11 protein-coding genes and 1 pseudogene are annotated in these 15,693 nt (G+C 63.9%); 5 read left to right on the forward strand and 7 right to left on the reverse strand.

Annotated elements, in window-relative coordinates:
• Positions 1 to 112: 112 nt before the first annotated feature.
• Complete coding sequence (locus HY852_RS04340; RefSeq protein WP_291602929.1) at positions 113 to 790, forward strand: response regulator transcription factor; 678 nt, start codon at positions 113 to 115, stop codon at positions 788 to 790.
• A 15-nt stretch (positions 791 to 805) separates the two neighbouring features.
• On the opposite strand, the gene HY852_RS04345 is transcribed toward HY852_RS04340, so the two are convergent.
• From HY852_RS04345 to HY852_RS04375, 7 genes are all read right to left on the reverse strand, one after another.
• A complete protein-coding gene (locus HY852_RS04345) occupies positions 806 to 4,312 on the reverse strand; it encodes a hybrid sensor histidine kinase/response regulator (RefSeq protein WP_291602919.1) in 3,507 nt (1,168 codons plus the stop codon).
• Between the two features lie 154 nt (positions 4,313 to 4,466).
• The gene (gene hemA / locus HY852_RS04350) at positions 4,467 to 5,696 is read right to left on the reverse strand and encodes a 5-aminolevulinate synthase (protein WP_291602920.1); all 1,230 of its coding nucleotides are present in this window, start codon (positions 5,694 to 5,696) and stop codon (positions 4,467 to 4,469) included.
• A 173-nt stretch (positions 5,697 to 5,869) separates the two neighbouring features.
• Positions 5,870 to 6,931, reverse strand: coding sequence for an MBL fold metallo-hydrolase (locus HY852_RS04355; RefSeq protein ID WP_291602921.1), 1,062 nt, complete (start codon positions 6,929 to 6,931; stop codon positions 5,870 to 5,872).
• A 221-nt stretch (positions 6,932 to 7,152) separates the two neighbouring features.
• Positions 7,153 to 9,285, reverse strand: a complete 2,133-nt coding sequence (locus tag HY852_RS04360) for a methyl-accepting chemotaxis protein (RefSeq protein WP_291602922.1) — start codon at positions 9,283 to 9,285, stop codon at positions 7,153 to 7,155.
• 156 nt (positions 9,286 to 9,441) lie between these two features.
• Entirely contained in the window at positions 9,442 to 10,164 is a 723-nt protein-coding gene (locus HY852_RS04365; RefSeq protein ID WP_291602923.1) for an outer membrane beta-barrel protein, read from the reverse strand.
• A 351-nt stretch (positions 10,165 to 10,515) separates the two neighbouring features.
• The gene (locus HY852_RS04370; RefSeq protein WP_291602924.1) at positions 10,516 to 10,827 is read right to left on the reverse strand and encodes a hypothetical protein; all 312 of its coding nucleotides are present in this window, start codon (positions 10,825 to 10,827) and stop codon (positions 10,516 to 10,518) included.
• Positions 10,828 to 10,887: 60 nt separating this feature from the next.
• Complete coding sequence (locus tag HY852_RS04375) at positions 10,888 to 11,769, reverse strand: xanthine dehydrogenase (protein ID WP_291602925.1); 882 nt, start codon at positions 11,767 to 11,769, stop codon at positions 10,888 to 10,890.
• Between the two features lie 398 nt (positions 11,770 to 12,167).
• Here HY852_RS04375 and HY852_RS04380 point away from each other — a divergent pair, with 398 nt between their 5' ends.
• From HY852_RS04380 to HY852_RS04395, 4 genes and pseudogenes are all read left to right on the forward strand, one after another.
• Positions 12,168 to 12,920: an SDR family NAD(P)-dependent oxidoreductase gene (locus HY852_RS04380; RefSeq protein WP_291602930.1), complete on the forward strand. Its 753-nt coding sequence runs from the start codon at positions 12,168 to 12,170 to the stop codon at positions 12,918 to 12,920.
• A gap of 252 nt (positions 12,921 to 13,172) precedes the next feature.
• Entirely contained in the window at positions 13,173 to 14,915 is a 1,743-nt protein-coding gene (nifA, locus tag HY852_RS04385) for a nif-specific transcriptional activator NifA (RefSeq protein ID WP_291602926.1), read from the forward strand.
• A 146-nt stretch (positions 14,916 to 15,061) separates the two neighbouring features.
• Positions 15,062 to 15,256, forward strand: a complete 195-nt coding sequence (locus HY852_RS04390; RefSeq protein ID WP_291602927.1) for a 4Fe-4S dicluster domain-containing protein — start codon at positions 15,062 to 15,064, stop codon at positions 15,254 to 15,256.
• Between the two features lie 212 nt (positions 15,257 to 15,468).
• Positions 15,469 to 15,693: pseudogene (locus tag HY852_RS04395) on the forward strand (Fe-S cluster assembly protein SufB); the annotation flags it as partial.

Raw genomic sequence — 15,693 nt, forward strand, 5'->3', positions numbered from 1 at the left:
GGCGCTAATTGCAACTTGCATGTCGCGGCTGGGCAGGGGAAAATTGCCACAGACCTCGCTTGACGGGCGTGTGGGGTATCACGCGCTGTTGGAACCCACTCGCAAAGATGTCATGACTGCCGCTGCCGATACTCATCTCGTCATCGCCGACGACCACCCGCTGTTCCGCGATGCATTGCGGCAGGCGGTTGCCGGTGTTCTGAGCTCGCCGAGAATCGACGAGGCAGGATCCTTTGACGAGCTGACCCGGCTCCTCGAGCAGAACGCAGACGTCGATCTGATCCTGCTCGACCTGACCATGCCGGGCATCAGCGGCTTTTCGGGCTTGATTTACCTGCGAGCCCAGCATCCGGCGGTTCCCGTGGTCATTGTCTCGGCGACCGACGACAACGCCACCATCCGCCGCTGCCTGGACTTCGGGGCTTCGGGGTTCATTCCGAAGCGGTTCGGGGTCGATACCCTGCGCGATGCCATCATGAAGGTCATGGAAGGCGATATCTGGGTTCCGCCGGACGCCGATCTGTCGGTCGCGGCAGATCCCGACATGACACGGTTGCGCGATCGGCTGGTGACGCTGACGCCGCAGCAGGTCCGGGTGCTGATGATGTTGTCCGAGGGGCTGCTCAACAAGCAGATCGCCTACGAGCTCGGGGTCTCCGAGGCGACGATCAAAGCCCATGTGTCGGCTATCCTGCAAAAGCTCGGGGTCGAGAGCCGGACGCAGGCGGTGATCGCCGCGGCCAAGATCGCCGGCAGCCAGTGGCGGCAGGGAACGAGCTCGCCGCAATAGCTGCAATAAAGGTCGCTACTCCGCCGCCACCATCTGTTGCGTGCGCCATTGGCCGAGCAGGGCGCGCAGCGAGGCCGGCTTGACCGGCTTGTTCAGCACCGCAATCCGCTCCTCGCGCGCGGCCGCCTGCACATGCGGGCTGCGATCGGCGGTGATGAGGATGGCCGGAATGTTGTCGCCGAAGCGACGGCGGATATCGCGAATCGCGGCAAGCCCGTTGCCGCGGTCGAGGTGGTAATCGACGAGAAGCCCGGTCACGCGGCGGCCGGCGGCATCGATCGCGGCGATCGCGGCCTCGGGATCGGCCACGGCGATGACCTCGGCTTCCCATGCCGTCAGCAGCGTGCGCATACCGTCGAGGATGGACGCGTCGTTTTCGATGCACACGATCAGCGCGCCGCTGATCGGCGTCTTCGCAACCGGCGTCGCGCTGGTAACGGCGGCGGTGTGCGTAACGGCCTTGGCGGTCGGCAGCGTTACCGAGAACACCGAGCCGCCGCTCGCTGTCGAATCGAGCGCGATGCCGTGATTGAGCACGCGCGCCAGCCGCTCGACGATCGAGAGCCCGAGCCCGAGGCCGCGCGCGATGCGCGCTCCCTGCTCGAGGCGGTGAAATTCCTTGAAGATCTCGCTTCGCTTCGGCGCGGGAATGCCCACGCCGGTATCATAGACAGCGATCCGCAGCGATTGACCGTGACGCCGGCAGCCGACCAGGACCCGTCCGTGCGGCGTGTATTTGATCGCGTTCGAGATCAGGTTCTGCAAGAGGCGCCGCAGCATCAGGCGATCGGATTGCACGGGCAGCGAGCAGGGGACGAAGGTGAGCTCCAGGCGCTTGGCGCGCGCCACCGGCGTGAACTCGATTTCGAGCGAGCGCATCAAGTCGGCCATCTTGAAGCTCGAGATCGAGGGCGTCATGGCTCCGGCATCGAGGCGTGAAATATCGAGCAGCGCACCGAGGATTTCCTCGATAGCCTCCAGCGACTCGTCGATGTTCTCGACCAGCCGCGCCTCCTCGCCTGCCTTCTCTCGTTCGACCAGGCTGGTCACATAGAGCCGCGCCGCGTTCAGCGGCTGCAGGATGTCGTGGCTTGCGGCGGCCAAGAACCGCGTCTTGGAGATATTGGCGTCCTCGGCCGCGCTCTTGGCGACCGCGAGCTCGGAATTCAGCCGCGTCAGTTCCTCGGTACGGTCGCGGACGCGCTTTTCCAGCGTCGCATTGGCGCGCTCCAAAGCCTCGGCGGCTTCGAAGGAAGGGGTGACGTCGGTGAAGGTGATCACGAAGCCGCCGCCGGGCATGCGGTTGGTGCGGACCTCGATCACCATGTGCCGGTCCAGGCGCTCGAGATAGGGCTCGCCTTCGGTGGTGTAGGCTGCGAGCCGCTTCTCCAGCAGGACTTCCCCGTCGGGTGAGCCGACCGGTCCGTTCGCATCCATGAATTCGAGGATCTCGCGCAGCGGTATTCCGAACTGCACGAGATGCGGCGGTACGGCCAATAGTTCTCCGAACTGCCGGTTCGAACAGATCAGGTGCAGGTCGGCATCGAACACCGCAATCCCCTGGCGCACGTGGTTGAGCGCGGTCTGCAGGATCTCGCGATTGAAATGCAGGGCGGCGTGGGAATCGTCGAGGAGCTTCAGCGCCGCCTTGGCAGAGACGGTGCGCTTGCGCAGCAGGAGCGACATCACCAGGCGCGAGGACGCCGCACCGATCGAGGAGGCGATCAGGTGCTCGGCGTACTGCAACAGCTCGAAATCGGCAGGGGCCGCCGCGTCAAGCGGCGCATTGCGTCGGGCGGCGAAAGCGTCGAAGGAATGGCGTGCCCGGTCGGGCCCCAGATACTGCGCAAGGGCGCTCTGAATGTCCTGCACCGTGACCGTCGTGCGCCAGCGGCGAAAGCTCGGCTTGATCGGCGCCAGCGCATTCGGCACGAACAGGTCGGCCTGCACCAGTTCAATCGAGGATGGCTGGCGCGCCAGCGACAGCGCGACGTAGGTCAGGATGTTCAGGGCCAGCGACCACAGGACTCCGTGCAGCAGCGGCGGCAGGTCGGCGCCAAACAGCGCCTGCGGCCGGAGCGCCCCGATCCCGAACGGCCCGTGCTGCAGCAGCAGGATGCCTGCGGTGTTGCTGTCGAGGAAGCTCGGCAGGAACAGGGTGTAGGTCCATGCAGCAAAGCCGATCATCATGCCGCCGATGGCGCCGCGGGCGGTCCCGCGTCGCCAGATCAGGCCCCCGAAGAATGCCGGTGCAAGCTGGGCGATGGCGGCAAACGACAACAGGCCGATGGCCGCAAGCTGGGTGTTGCCGAGCGCGCGATAATAGAGATAGGCCATCACCATGATGGCGAAGATCGCGAGACGCCGCGACCTCAAGAGGAAGTTGCCGAAATCCTTGCCTGTCCCGCGTCGCTCGGGCGCGCGCTTGAGCACCAGCGGCACCACGAGGTCGTTGGAAACCATGATCGAGAGCGCCACGCATTCCACGATCACCATGGCTGTCGCCGCCGAGAGGCCGCCGACAAAGATGCCGACGCTGAGCAGTTGTGCGCCTGCCTCCATCGGCAGCGCCAGAACGTACATGTCGGGATCGATGGCGCCGAACGGGAAGGTCACGAGCCCCGCGATCGCGATCGGGATCACGAACAAATTGATGGCGACAAGGTAGAGGGGAAACAGCCAGCGGGCGCGGCCGACCTCGGCATCGCTCGAATTCTCCACCACGCTGACGTGGAACTGCCGCGGCAGCAGCATGATTGCGCAGAACGACAGCAGGGTCATGGTAAGGAAGTTGCCGATCGACGGCGTGTAGTTGATGGCGCGCACGGCCTCCGGCATCTTCATCGCGCGCTCGATCAATTCGTTCGGGCTGAACATCCAGAAGGTGACGAAGGCGCCGGCAGCGATGAAGGCCACCAGCTTCACGATCGATTCCGTGGCGATCGCGAGCATCAATCCGTGCTGGTGTTCGGTGGCATCGGTCTGGCGGGTGCCGAACAGCACCGCAAAGGTCGCCATGGCCAGCGTCACCACCAGCGCCACGTCGCCGATCAAGGGGATATGGGAGAAGGCCTCGTCCTCGCCGAGGATGGTCGCGAGCGAGGCGGCGACGGCCTTGAGCTGCAGTGCGATATAAGGAACCGATCCGATGATCGCGATCAGCGCAACGGTGGCGGCGACGGCTTGGCTCTTGCCATAGCGGGCGCCGATGAAGTCGGCGATCGAGGTGATGTTCTGCGACTTGGCCAGCCGGATCACGCGGCGGAGCAGGCCGATGCAGCACCCGATCATCAGAACCGGTCCGATATAGATCGCGAGGAAATCGACGTTGGTGCGGGTGGCAAAGCCGACCGAGCCGAAGAAGGTCCAGGACGTGCAGTAGATCGCCAGCGACAGCGGATAGATCAGGCCGCTGCCGCGGCCGTACCGGGCCGGCGAGCGGCGGTCACCATGACTTGCCACCAGAAACAAGAAGCCGATGTAGCCGAAGGCGGCTGCGATCACGCCCCAATCGTGCAGCATTGCCGCTTTGCTCTCCTCGCGCAGGGCCACACGCCCGGTTCAGAGGCAAAATCTAGCGAATCATGCCGCCGGAAGCGACAGCAAACCTCTGGGACGTCTCAAGAAACGGGATCGTCGTTAAACGCGCTGCAGCAAGGCACGTTCGACGGAGAGGCTACTCCGCCGCCAGCGATTTCTTCTGGAGGGGCAGGCCCAGATGTTCCCACACCTGCACCAGCGCTTCAGCGAGGCCGTCGATCAGCCGGTCGTCATGATAGGGCGAGGGCGTGATGCGCAGCCGCTCGCTGCCCTTGGCAACGGTCGGATAGTTGATCGGCTGGATATAGATGCCGTGCTCTCGCAGCAGGATATCGGAAGCCTTCTTGCACTTCTCGGGGTCGCCGACGAACAGCGGCACAATGTGGGTGTCGCTCGACATCACCGGCAGGCCGGCGGCGGTCAGGATCGCCTTGACGCGGGCGGCGCGGTCCTGATGGCGCTCGCGCTCCCAGCTCGAGACTTTCAGGTGCTTGATCGCGGCGGTAGCGGCCGAACAGATCGCCGGCGGCAGCGCGGTGGTGAAGATGAAGCCCGGGGCATAGGAGCGGACTGCGTCGATGATCTGGGCGTTGGCGGCGATATAGCCGCCGAGACAGCCGAACGCCTTGGCGAGCGTGCCTTCGATGATGTCGATGCGGTGCATCACGCCGTCGCGTTCGGCGATGCCGCCGCCGCGCGGGCCGTACATGCCCACCGCATGGACCTCGTCGACATAGGTCAGCGCGCCGTACTTCTCGGCGAGGTCACAGATTCGCTCCAGCGGGCCGACGTCGCCGTCCATGGAATAGAGGCTCTCGCAGGCAATCAGCTTGGGCCGGTCGGGCCCGGCGGCCTGCAGCAGCTCTTCGAGGTGCGCCATGTCGTTATGCCGGAACACGATCCGCTCGCACCCGGACTGGCGGACGCCTTCGATCATGGAATTATGGTTCAGCGCATCCGACAGGATCAGGCAGTTCGGGATGAGCTTGGCGAGGGTCGAGATGCCGGTCTGGTTGGAGACGTAACCGGAGGTAAACAGGAGAGCCGCTTCCTTGCCATGCAGGTCAGCGAGCTCCGCTTCGAGCTGCACCAGGGGGTGATGGGTGCCCGCGATGTTGCGGGTGCCGCCGGCCCCGGTTCCAGCGCGGGTCGCGGTTTCCACCATGGCACCGATAACCTTGGGGTGCTGGCCCATGCCGAGGTAGTCGTTCGAGCACCAGATCACGACGTCGCGTCGCCCCTTCGGCGAGTGCCAGACCGCGTGCGGGAAACGGCCGGCGAGGCGCTCCAGATCGGCAAAAACCCGGTACCGCTGCTCGGCGTGAAGCTGGTCGAGGGCGGAGCTGAAATACTGGCTGTAATCCATCGCGAGACCTGGAAGGGCTGGGGGCCTTGAGCGGCACGCGACCTTTTTAGAGCCTTTCCAGCTTTACTGTCGAGCAAGAATCGGGCTGGTCCGGAATGCTACCTAAGCCGGGCGATCATTGATTTAAATCAATCCGGTACGCGCCCTTTTGTGCTGGCATACCTGCTCGAAAATCAGGTGGTCTTGAACCGCAGGACGCCGTCCTTTTGTTCCGCCGTCAGCCGTCCTTCCACCAGCATGTAGTTGACGTGAGCGATCAGTTCGCCCGCGGCAAAACCCATCTGGTGCGGGTCCAGCACATGCTTGTGGAACACCACCGGGACGAGCTGCGCCGAGGTCTGTGGAACTTCACGGCAGGCTTCCGCGATGAGCCGGCAGCGCTCCTCATGGTGGTCGGCCAACTGCTTGATACGCGTCTTCAAGCCATAGAACGGTACCCCGTGGCCGGGCAGCACCAGCACGTCGTAGGGCAGGGTGGTGGTCAGGCTGGCCAGTGAGGCGAGATACTCGCCAAGCGAATTCTGGTCGGGTTCGACCGCCCAGACGCTGACGTTCGGCGAGATCTTGCTCAGCACCTGGTCGGCCGAAAAGAACAGCTTGTCGGCCGCGCAATAGAGCATCACCTGGTCGAGCGCGTGCCCGCCCCCGGTGATCACCTTGAGACGGCGGCTGCCGATCGTCAGCTCGTCGCCGTGAGAGATGCGCCGATACGAGGCTGGCAGCGTCGAAACACGCGTCAGATACTCCTGGCCGCGGCCGAGCAACTGGTCGGTCAGGGTCTCGTCCATGCCGTGGCGAAGGAAGAACCGCCGCTGCGCATTGCGCCGCTCCTCGGTGCCGCGGTTCTGGTGATAGACCGATTGCAGGTACTCGACCTGCGACATCTCCAGCGGGCAGTCGAAACGCTCGACGATCCATCCCGCAAGTCCGACGTGATCGGGATGCGAATGGGTCACGATCAGGCGCGTGACATTCGCATTCTTCAGCGGTCCCTCGAATAGCGTGGTCCAGGCCGCGATCGTCTCTTCGTTGCCGAAGCCGGAATCCACCACCGCCCAGCCGTCGTCATCGGCCAGGAGGTAGATGTTTACGTGGTTGAGCCGGAACGGCAGCTTCAGCCGCGCCCACAATAGGCCCGGCCTCAACTCCACGACCTGATCCGGACCGGGGTGTTGCTCCCAGGGGTAACGCAGCGCCTCGGCCGAAGATTGAACCATGTCTGTTTTTGAATGCATCGCTTATCCGCTTAACCGTACGGCGGGCGCGACGCCAGCCGAAAAACGGTCGGCTGCCGCGGTGACCGCGTTTGGTGGCGATAGTGCCGGAAAAGGCGGGCCGGACCTTGCGCATACCAGTCATTCCGGAGCGCATCAGTGGAGCCGCGAAAGCACGACTGATGACGGCCCGGAACATCCCGGGTCCGGGTCCGGTGCTGTCGCACCGCCCCGGAGCATGGCTACGCCGCCCGGATGTTGGTGAGGAAAGCGTCGATTTCCCCTCGCAGCAACTCCGCTTCGCGGCGCAGCTCTTCCGAAGCATTCAACACGTCAGTCGCCGCCGTCCCCGCCTCGGCCGAGGCGGTGGAAACGCCGACGATGTTGCTGGAAACCTCGCTGGTGCCGCCGGCGGCATGCTGGATGTTGCGGGCGATTTCGCGCGTGGCGGCGCCCTGCTCCTCGACGGCGGCCGCGATCGCGGTCGTCACGTCGTTGATCTCGCCGATGGTCCTGCCGATGCTCCGGATCGCGCCTACCGCCGAACCGGTAACCTGCTGCATGCTGGCGATCTGGCCCCGGATTTCCTCGGTCGCCTTGGCGGTCTGCTCCGCAAGGCTCTTCACCTCGGAGGCGACCACCGCAAATCCGCGACCGGCTTCGCCGGCCCGCGCGGCCTCGATGGTGGCGTTGAGCGCCAGCAGGTTGGTCTGAGAGGCGATGACCTGGATCAGGTCGACCACGACGCTGATCCGGCCCGCATTGTCGGCGAGGCCCTGCACCGTGGAGTCGGTAGCGCCAGCCTCCTCGACCGCCTTGCGGGCGATCTCGGCCGAGGTGACGACCTGGCGGCTGATTTCGGCGATCGAAGACGACAGTTCTTCCGTTCCGGACGACACCGTCTGCACATTGACGGAGGTTTCCTCCGCAGCCGCAGCAACGGTGTTGACCAGCGCGTTGGACCGGTCGGCGGTCGCCGTCATGCTCCGAGCAGTCATCTGCATGGAATTGGCGGATTGCTGCAGGCTCTCCAGCGCGGTGCGGACCGTGCCTTCGAATGCGGCGATGCGCGCCTCCATGCGCGAGGCGCGCTCGGCCTTGGCGACGCGATCCTTGTCCTGCTCCGCCGAAAGTGCGCGGGCCTTGATCATGCTGTCGCGGAAGACCTGCAGCGTCTCGGCCATCGCCGCGATCTCGTCGCTGTCGTTGGAGTGATAGATCTCCGTTTCAAGATCGCCTTGCGACAAGAGCTGCATCGACCGCTGCAGGCTGCCGATACGGCGCAGGATATTGCGGCCGACATAGAGCCAGACGAACAGCGCCGAACCGATCAACGTCAGGGCGCCGACCGCCAGCATTCCGGTCGTTGCCAGCGAAATCTCATTCCGCGCCTGGAGTGTCGAGGTGTTGGTCTCGGTCTGCACGTTGTCGACGAGCTGCTGCACGCTGATACCCAGACCGACATTGAGCTTGCGCGTCTCTTCCAGAATGGTCTGGCCGTAGTCGATCGCGTCCAGCTCCTTCTGGCGCACCTTGAACACACCGGCCTTGCCCTCGCCCAAAGCCAGAAGGCTCTGCGCGGCCTCCCGTACCGCCTTGCTTGCGGAATTGCCGGGCAGCATGTCGAGATTGGACTTAACGCGTTCCCGCGTGTCCTTGAATTCCTTCTCGATGGCGTCCAGCGTGTCGCTGGAGCCGGCCGACAGCGCCGCCATCATCTCGGAGGCCATCAGATTGCCGCTGGCCAGAACGTTGCCGAGCTGATCGACGGTGCGGGCGGCCTGCATCGCATCGTCCGTCGAAATCTCGGCGGCGCTCAGGATGGCGTTGAGCTGGGTCTGAGCGTCCAGCATGGCCGGATTGGCCGCGGCAGCGAAAGCTGCCTGCGCGCTGCGCAGCGCCTCATATTGCTTGGCGTGCAGAGCGGCGGTGTCCAGCCGCTCGCGCGCCGCCGAAACCAGGCTCCTGGTGGCCTCGTCGATGTTCTTGACGGTCTCGCCGAGCGCGGAAACCACGGTCTTGTCGGCGCCGAGCTCGACGATCTCGCCGAGCTTCTGCGCCGCTAGCTTCTGGATCTCCTGCACCTTTCTGGTGCGTTCGTTCAGCGCCTCTTCGCTGATGGATGCAAGCACGCCGGGACCCTGGGCGGCGATCGTTGCGCTCTGGGCCGACAGCTGCAGGCTCGCGGAAAGCCGCGGGATGTGGCGTCCGCTCAGGTCCATCATCGTTTCGCCGAGATGGCTGAACATGAAGCCGGCGCCGACGCTGATTGCAAGCGCCATGCCGGCGATCGTCGCGAAGGCGGCGAACAGACTGCCCCTGACGCCCCAGCGCAGGAACGAGAAACGGGAAGATTTGAACTTACCCAGGCGCATACAGCTCCCCCAAGCCGCTATCTTGAATTGTGGGCCCAGTATCAGGGTGCCAAGTTAAGAAATCGCAGCGCCGGGATCGGGTAATTTCAACAACTTGGAAAGCAAGAGGGCCGGCGAAGCCGCCGGCCCTGTCGTTGCCAAAGGACTAATGGTGCCTCAGTATTGCGCCACTGCCGGGCTGGCCCAGTTAAATCTGTAGTTGAGACCGGCCTTGAACGTGTGATCGTCGGTGGTGAAGCTGCCGGCGCCAATGAGCGGGGCCGGCGCCGTGAAGTGGGCGCTGCCGAAATCGTAGTACTGATACTCGCCCTTGGCCGACCAGTTCGGCGCGAACATATATTCGAGGCCCGCCCCGATGGTGTAGCCGTTGCGGTGGTCGCCAACAATCACGAAGGGAACGGGCGCGCCGGCAAGCGTCACGTTTTCGTTGTTGTCCGAATAGGCATAGCCGCCCTTCACATAGAGAAGCCCCGGGCCCCAGCTGTAGCCGACGCGGCCGGTAATCGAGCCGAGGCCGCGCTGGTCGTTGGTGTAGGTATAGCCGCCCGGAAAGACGGCGCCGACATTTCCGGCGAGCCAGCTGTACTGGCCTTCGAGGCCGACAACGAAGTTGGGATGGAGCTGCCAGTCGGCGCCGACCTGCAGACCGCCGAGGAAGCGGCCGTTGCCGTTGTTGCCGATGGCGAGGCCGTTGAAGTTGCTGTCGCTGGAGAACGCACCGCCGAGATGGCCGCCGATGTAGAAGCCGGTCCAGTTGTAAATCGGCGCGACGTAAGCCGGGGCAGGCGCTCTGTTGTAATAGCGCGCGCCAAGATCGGCGGCGAAGGCCGGTGCGGCGCCACACGCGAACAGCGCTGCGGTGAACAGAAGCTTCTTCATTGTCTTTACTCCAACAAGTACCGGCAGACGCCGCGCGGGCGCCACCCATGGGTTTCGCAGATAGCTCGCATTTGACAAAAATGCTGTCACGTCCGCGCCACAGCGGCTCGCAACCTAACCTATTGGCCGCTAAATCTTTTTTGTGCTTAACGGCCGCTTAAGAAAGGCTGAAAAAAGGCTTAATTTTCGTGGCCGTCCGAAGTCTCGCGACAGGGGTCCTTAACCAAGACGGCGACGGGGCTTCCTCGCGCGCCTTGTCGCGAATTCCCTGCCGTCGCGCGGCCGACCTTCGATTTTCAGCGCCGGATCCCGTCGCGCAAACAGCGCAGATCGAATCGTGCAAAAGAACGGCTACTCCCTGCCCAACGCGTTGCGAAGCTCGTCCAGCGCCTTCGTGAGCTGCTCGCGATGCTCCATATCGTCCTCGGCCAGCGCCCCGACGCTCGACGCGAGTTCACGCAAGATGCTGGCGAGCAACCCATAACTGATGTGCAGGTGAACCGATTTGCGCACGTCCTCCGCGCCGGGACGTTCGAGCACCAGCGCAAATCCCCTCGGGTCGAGATGCGCCTCGAATCGTGACGTATGCTCGAAGGTTCCGACGTAGAATTTGTCGGGATATTCGATCGCGATCTCTGCCTTGTCCGGAACGGGTTTCGACATCGGTCCCTCCGCGATGATCTGGAATCATGACAGAGGTGGACGCGCCCGCTTTGCGGTAGGTCAGAGTCTTGGCGGCTGCGCTCCGGCGAACGTAGCTGGGCGAGGTGCGGCCGGCTTGTCGTTGTGGCGGGCGGCATGGTTCAGGATCGCCGCCAGCGTGGCTCTGGCAATGGCCCGACCGCGTTCGTCGATGCCAGTCCATTGTGCCTTCCGTCCTCGCGGATCGATTTCGAGCAGCTTGACCGCGGCAGGAACTTCGCTGCCATCGCGGACGATGCCGCGCAGGAAGCCGTCGCGCGGCGCCAGGACGGGAACGCCGGACAGATGGCCGAGCACGAGATCCTTGTAGACCCGCGTACCGATCTCGACCGGGGTCCGCCAACGGCCGGCAACGGAAGAGTAGACGAAGCGCTCCGCGCCCACATCGCCAAGTGAACTGGCAACACCGTCGGCCACATCGGTCCAGCCGTGGTCGGCAACCAGTCCGATGCTGCCCGGGCGGGTCTCGACGGCGACATCGCAATTGGAGCTGGAGGAGAAGCCCGGGCCAAGTCCGATCGTCAGCCGCGCCAGCCGCCGCAGATCGGGGGTGATGCGGCGCTTCTGCAAACGCGCATCGATCAGGACGTCGATTGAGTGGAGCGGAAGCAGATCGAGCAGTCCGAGCCGGGTGACCAGCATCGGCCCTGGATTGCGCAGCGCCCGGAGTATCTGGATCGCGTGATCGGCGCGCTCGCCCGAGATATCCTCCACGCGCGTCGCATCGCCGAACAGTACGTCGTGAAAAGCCATCTTGCGTCGGATGACCGGTGGATCGGGGTCGTGCGACATCACCACGCAACAACCCGCGCGTGACAAATGGACGCCGATGGCGGACGCGATTTCGTTGGTGCCGAGAATGATCGCGAAACACGTTGTTGCTGGGTCAATCGGCTGATGCATTCGAACCACGTTATGCCAGAGGCGAGTTGGCAATGCCCGACAAGGCCGCACTGCCACTTGAGGACCAAGCGAGGAGAGCAAGAGCCGGGCCAGTCAGAAGGATGCATCGCGCTTCATTGACGACCCCGCCTCATCCGCGGGTGAATGCCCTGTTCGAAAGCGCACGCGACGCGTGTTTCAAAGCCGCCACGATGTTGGCAAGGCGACATTCGAAGATGAAAAACGCTGCAAGTTCTCCGTTCGCGGTGGCCCGAATCCTGCAGCGTCCATTCAAACAGGTGCATCGATCCGGAAGCACGTCAGGAGCTTGCTTGAGCGTTGATCCGTTGAGCCACGATCATGCCTTCGGCTCGCCGTCCGCGGGGGACGTCGCGCTTTGTCCGTTTCAAGGCGACAAGTTGCGTTCCCTACATGGGTCGGGGAAGACGTTGGTGCTGACCGGCGCCTCGCGCGGCATCGGTCATGCCACAGGCAAATTGTTCTCCGAGGCAGGCTGGCGGATTATCACCTGCTCGCGCCAGCCCTTTGATGGCGGGCGGTGCCCCTGGGATTCTGGCGCCGACAACCATGTCCAGGTCGAATTGAGCGATCATCGGGGGCTGCCGCGCGCGATTGCCGAAATCAAGGAACGGCTCAGCGGTGGGCCGCTGCACGCGCTGATCAACAACGCCGGCATTTCGCCGAAGGCGGTAGACGGCAGCCGGCTGACGTCACTGACCACCCCGGTGGAAACCTGGATGGGTGTCTTCCACGTCAACCTTCTCGCCCCCATCCTTCTCGCGCAGGGGCTGTTCGACGAGTTGAAGGCGGCCTCCGGATCAATCGTCAACGTCACCTCGATCGTCGGTTCGCGGGTCCATCCGTTCGCGGGCACCGCCTACGCCACTTCGAAGGCCGCGCTGAGTTGTCTGACCCGCGAGATGGCGCACGACTATGCTCCGCACGGCATTCGGGTGAACGCGATCGCGCCGGGGGAGATCAAGACCGACATCCTCTCTCCGGAGACGGAGGCCCAGCTGGCGCCCGTCATCCCTCTGCATCGCGTAGGCACCCCGGACGAAGTCGCGAAAGTCATCTTCTTTCTTTGCTCGGATGCGGCGAGCTACATCACCGGTGCCGAGGTGCCGATCAACGGCGGACAGCACGTCTGATCCCGCATTCAGCAACGGCGAACAATTTTTTGAGCGTTTGCGCCAGATCAATGCACGGTTCTCCGTTGTCGGATCGAGCGGCGATCTTTGCGCCAAACCGGCACAATCGTGCAAAAACCGGGCAAATCCGGGCGTTTTCTTTTGCAGTCATGGCGCCAAGTTGAGCGCGACAACCATTTTGAGATGAACCAGAATAATTCCAAATCCGAACAGGAGCTGCGGGAGGACGTTTATGGCAACGGAGACACCGTCATGCTGCATAGTGGCCCTGTGGTTGAAGGGCAAAAGGTAGATCAGCGTGCAGCCATCGCGCCGCTGAGCGAGATCGCGCTCACCGGTATCTTCGAAATCTCGAAAATCCTGACCGCGCCGTCTCGGCTGGAAACGACTCTCGCCAATGTCATTAATCTGCTGCAGTCGTTTCTGCAGCTGCGCCACGGCGTGGTGGCTCTGCTGGCTGACGACGGCATACCCGACATCACCGTAGGCGCGGGCTGGAGCGAGGGCAGCGACGAGCGCTACCGGGTCCGCCTGCCGCAAAAGGCGGTCGACCAGGTCGTGGCGACGGCGATGCCGCTGGTTGCCGAAAACATTGCGATCCATCCCGCCTTCGACCAAGCCGACATGGCCGCGCTGGGCGCTTCCGATACCACGCGCGTGTCCTTCATCGGCGTCCCGATCCGCATCGATGCGAAGGTCGTCGGCACGCTGACGATCGACCGCGTCCTGGACGACAAGTCATACTACCGGCTGGATTCGGATGTGCGGCTGCTCACCATGATCGCCAATCTGGTCGGGCAAACGGTGAAGCTGCACCGCGTGGTCGCCCGGGACCGTGAGCGGCTGATGGCTGAAAGCTATCGGCTGCAGAAGGAATTGTCGGAGCTGAAGCCGTCGCGCGAACGCAAGAAGGTGCATATCCAGGGCATCATCGGCGACAGTCCGGCGCTCCGCGGATTGTTGGAAAAGATCGCCGTCGTCGCCAAGTCGAACTCCACGATTCTGCTCCGCGGCGAGTCCGGGACCGGAAAGGAGTTGATCGCCAAGGCCATCCACGAATTGTCGCCGCGGGCCAAGCGTCCGTTCATCAAGATCAACTGCGCCGCGTTGCCCGAAACCGTCCTGGAGTCGGAACTGTTCGGGCACGAGAAGGGCGCCTTCACCGGGGCCCTCAGTTCGCGGAAGGGCCGCTTCGAGCTGGCCGACAAGGGGACGCTGTTTCTCGACGAGATCGGCGAGATCTCCGCTTCGTTCCAGGCCAAGCTTCTCCGCGTGCTGCAGGAGCAGGAGTTCGAGCGAGTCGGCGGCAACCAGACCCTCAAGGTCGACGTCCGCGTCATCGCGGCCACCAACCGCAATCTCGAGGAGGCGGTTTCGCGCAACGAATTCCGCGCCGATCTCTATTATCGTATCAGCGTGGTGCCGATGGTGCTGCCCCCGCTGCGCGAGCGCCGCAGCGACATCCCGCTCCTTGCCAACGAGTTCCTGAAGAATTTCAACGGCGAGAACGGCCGTGCGCTGACCTTCGATGCGGCCGCGATCGAAGTGCTGATGCACTGCGGATTCCCCGGCAACGTGCGCGAACTGGAAAACTGCGTGCAGCGGACCGCGACGCTGGCGATGGGGCCGGCGATCGTCAGGAGCGACTTCGCCTGCTGTCATGGCGAGTGTCTGTCGGCGATGCTGTGGAAGAGCGCGCAGGAAGACCATCGGCCCTCGCCGATGGTTCCACTGACCGTCGTCGCGACTCCGCGGGGTCCAGAAGTTGCTGGCGTTAGTGCTTCCGCGACCTCGCAAGCTCCCATGGACGCGGCCGCCCCGTCAGGCGCTGCGAGTGCCGCCGCCGGCGCAAAGATGACCGACCGCGATCGCGTCATCGCCGCCATGGAGAAGTCCGGGTGGGTGCAGGCCAAAGCCGCCCGCCTGCTCGGCCTGACGCCGCGCCAGATCGGCTACGCGTTGAAGAAGTACGGCATCGAGGTCAAACGGCTCTGACGGCGACTGTCGCACTTGCGACATGCTGTCGGGCCCACGACAACGCGGCTCCCGCAAATAGTCATTACAAATCAAGCGAGTGACAGTTGGCACGACGCTTGAAAGAGAGATGCCAAAAGGCATTGCCTGATCAGGAGTCTCGACCCATGGCCTACAAGATTGTCGCCTCGCAATGCACGGTTTGCGGTGCGTGTGAATTCGAATGTCCCAACGCCGCCATTCGGCTGAAGAACGACATGTACATCATCGATCCCAAGAAGTGCACGGAGTGCGAAGGACATTTCGACGCGCCGCAGTGCGTCGCGGTCTGTCCGGTCCCTGATACCTGCGTGCCGGTCTGAAAGATCGAACCAATGGCGCGCGCGGTATCTGGCCGAAGAAGCGGGATCCCCGGGGCGATCGCGCGCCGACTCGTTGCGATACTGAGCCTGCTCGCATTGGGACCGGAACTGCATGTGGCCGCGGCGATCGCGCGTGCAGCGGAGCAGGCGCGCCTGCGCCGTGATCTGAGGAGCGCCGCCAGGATCCGGTCGCTGCGGCAGCGGAGCGAGCCATGGTAGCGGTCCAGGAAACCGTTGATCGCGTCAAGCGCATCGACGTCGATCAGTATCGATATGGGTTTGAGACCCTCATCGAATCCGAGAAGGCCCCCAAGGGTCTTTCGGAAGACACCGTCAAGTTCATCTCGCAGAAGAAGAACGAGCCCGCCTGGATGCTGCAGTGGCGGCTGGAGGCTTATCGCCGCTGGCTGACCATGGCGGAGCCGACTTGGGCGCGG

The organism is Bradyrhizobium sp. (assembly GCF_016213215.1).
Taxonomy (GTDB): Bacteria; Pseudomonadota; Alphaproteobacteria; order Rhizobiales; family Xanthobacteraceae; genus Bradyrhizobium.

Bases quoted from the DNA above. Each gene is read 5' to 3' on its own strand.
- HY852_RS04340 (WP_291602929.1), top strand. From the start codon at position 113: ATGACTGCCGCTGCCGATACTCATCTCGTCATCGCCGACGACCACCCG.
- HY852_RS04345 (WP_291602919.1), bottom strand. From the start codon at position 4,312: ATGCTGCACGATTGGGGCGTGATCGCAGCCGCCTTCGGCTACATCGGC.
- hemA (WP_291602920.1), bottom strand. From the start codon at position 5,696: ATGGATTACAGCCAGTATTTCAGCTCCGCCCTCGACCAGCTTCACGCC.
- HY852_RS04355 (WP_291602921.1), bottom strand. From the start codon at position 6,931: ATGCATTCAAAAACAGACATGGTTCAATCTTCGGCCGAGGCGCTGCGT.
- HY852_RS04360 (WP_291602922.1), bottom strand. From the start codon at position 9,285: ATGCGCCTGGGTAAGTTCAAATCTTCCCGTTTCTCGTTCCTGCGCTGG.
- HY852_RS04365 (WP_291602923.1), bottom strand. From the start codon at position 10,164: ATGAAGAAGCTTCTGTTCACCGCAGCGCTGTTCGCGTGTGGCGCCGCA.
- HY852_RS04370 (WP_291602924.1), bottom strand. From the start codon at position 10,827: ATGTCGAAACCCGTTCCGGACAAGGCAGAGATCGCGATCGAATATCCC.
- HY852_RS04375 (WP_291602925.1), bottom strand. From the start codon at position 11,769: ATGCATCAGCCGATTGACCCAGCAACAACGTGTTTCGCGATCATTCTC.
- nifA (WP_291602926.1), top strand. From the start codon at position 13,173: ATGCTGCATAGTGGCCCTGTGGTTGAAGGGCAAAAGGTAGATCAGCGT.
- HY852_RS04390 (WP_291602927.1), top strand. From the start codon at position 15,062: ATGGCCTACAAGATTGTCGCCTCGCAATGCACGGTTTGCGGTGCGTGT.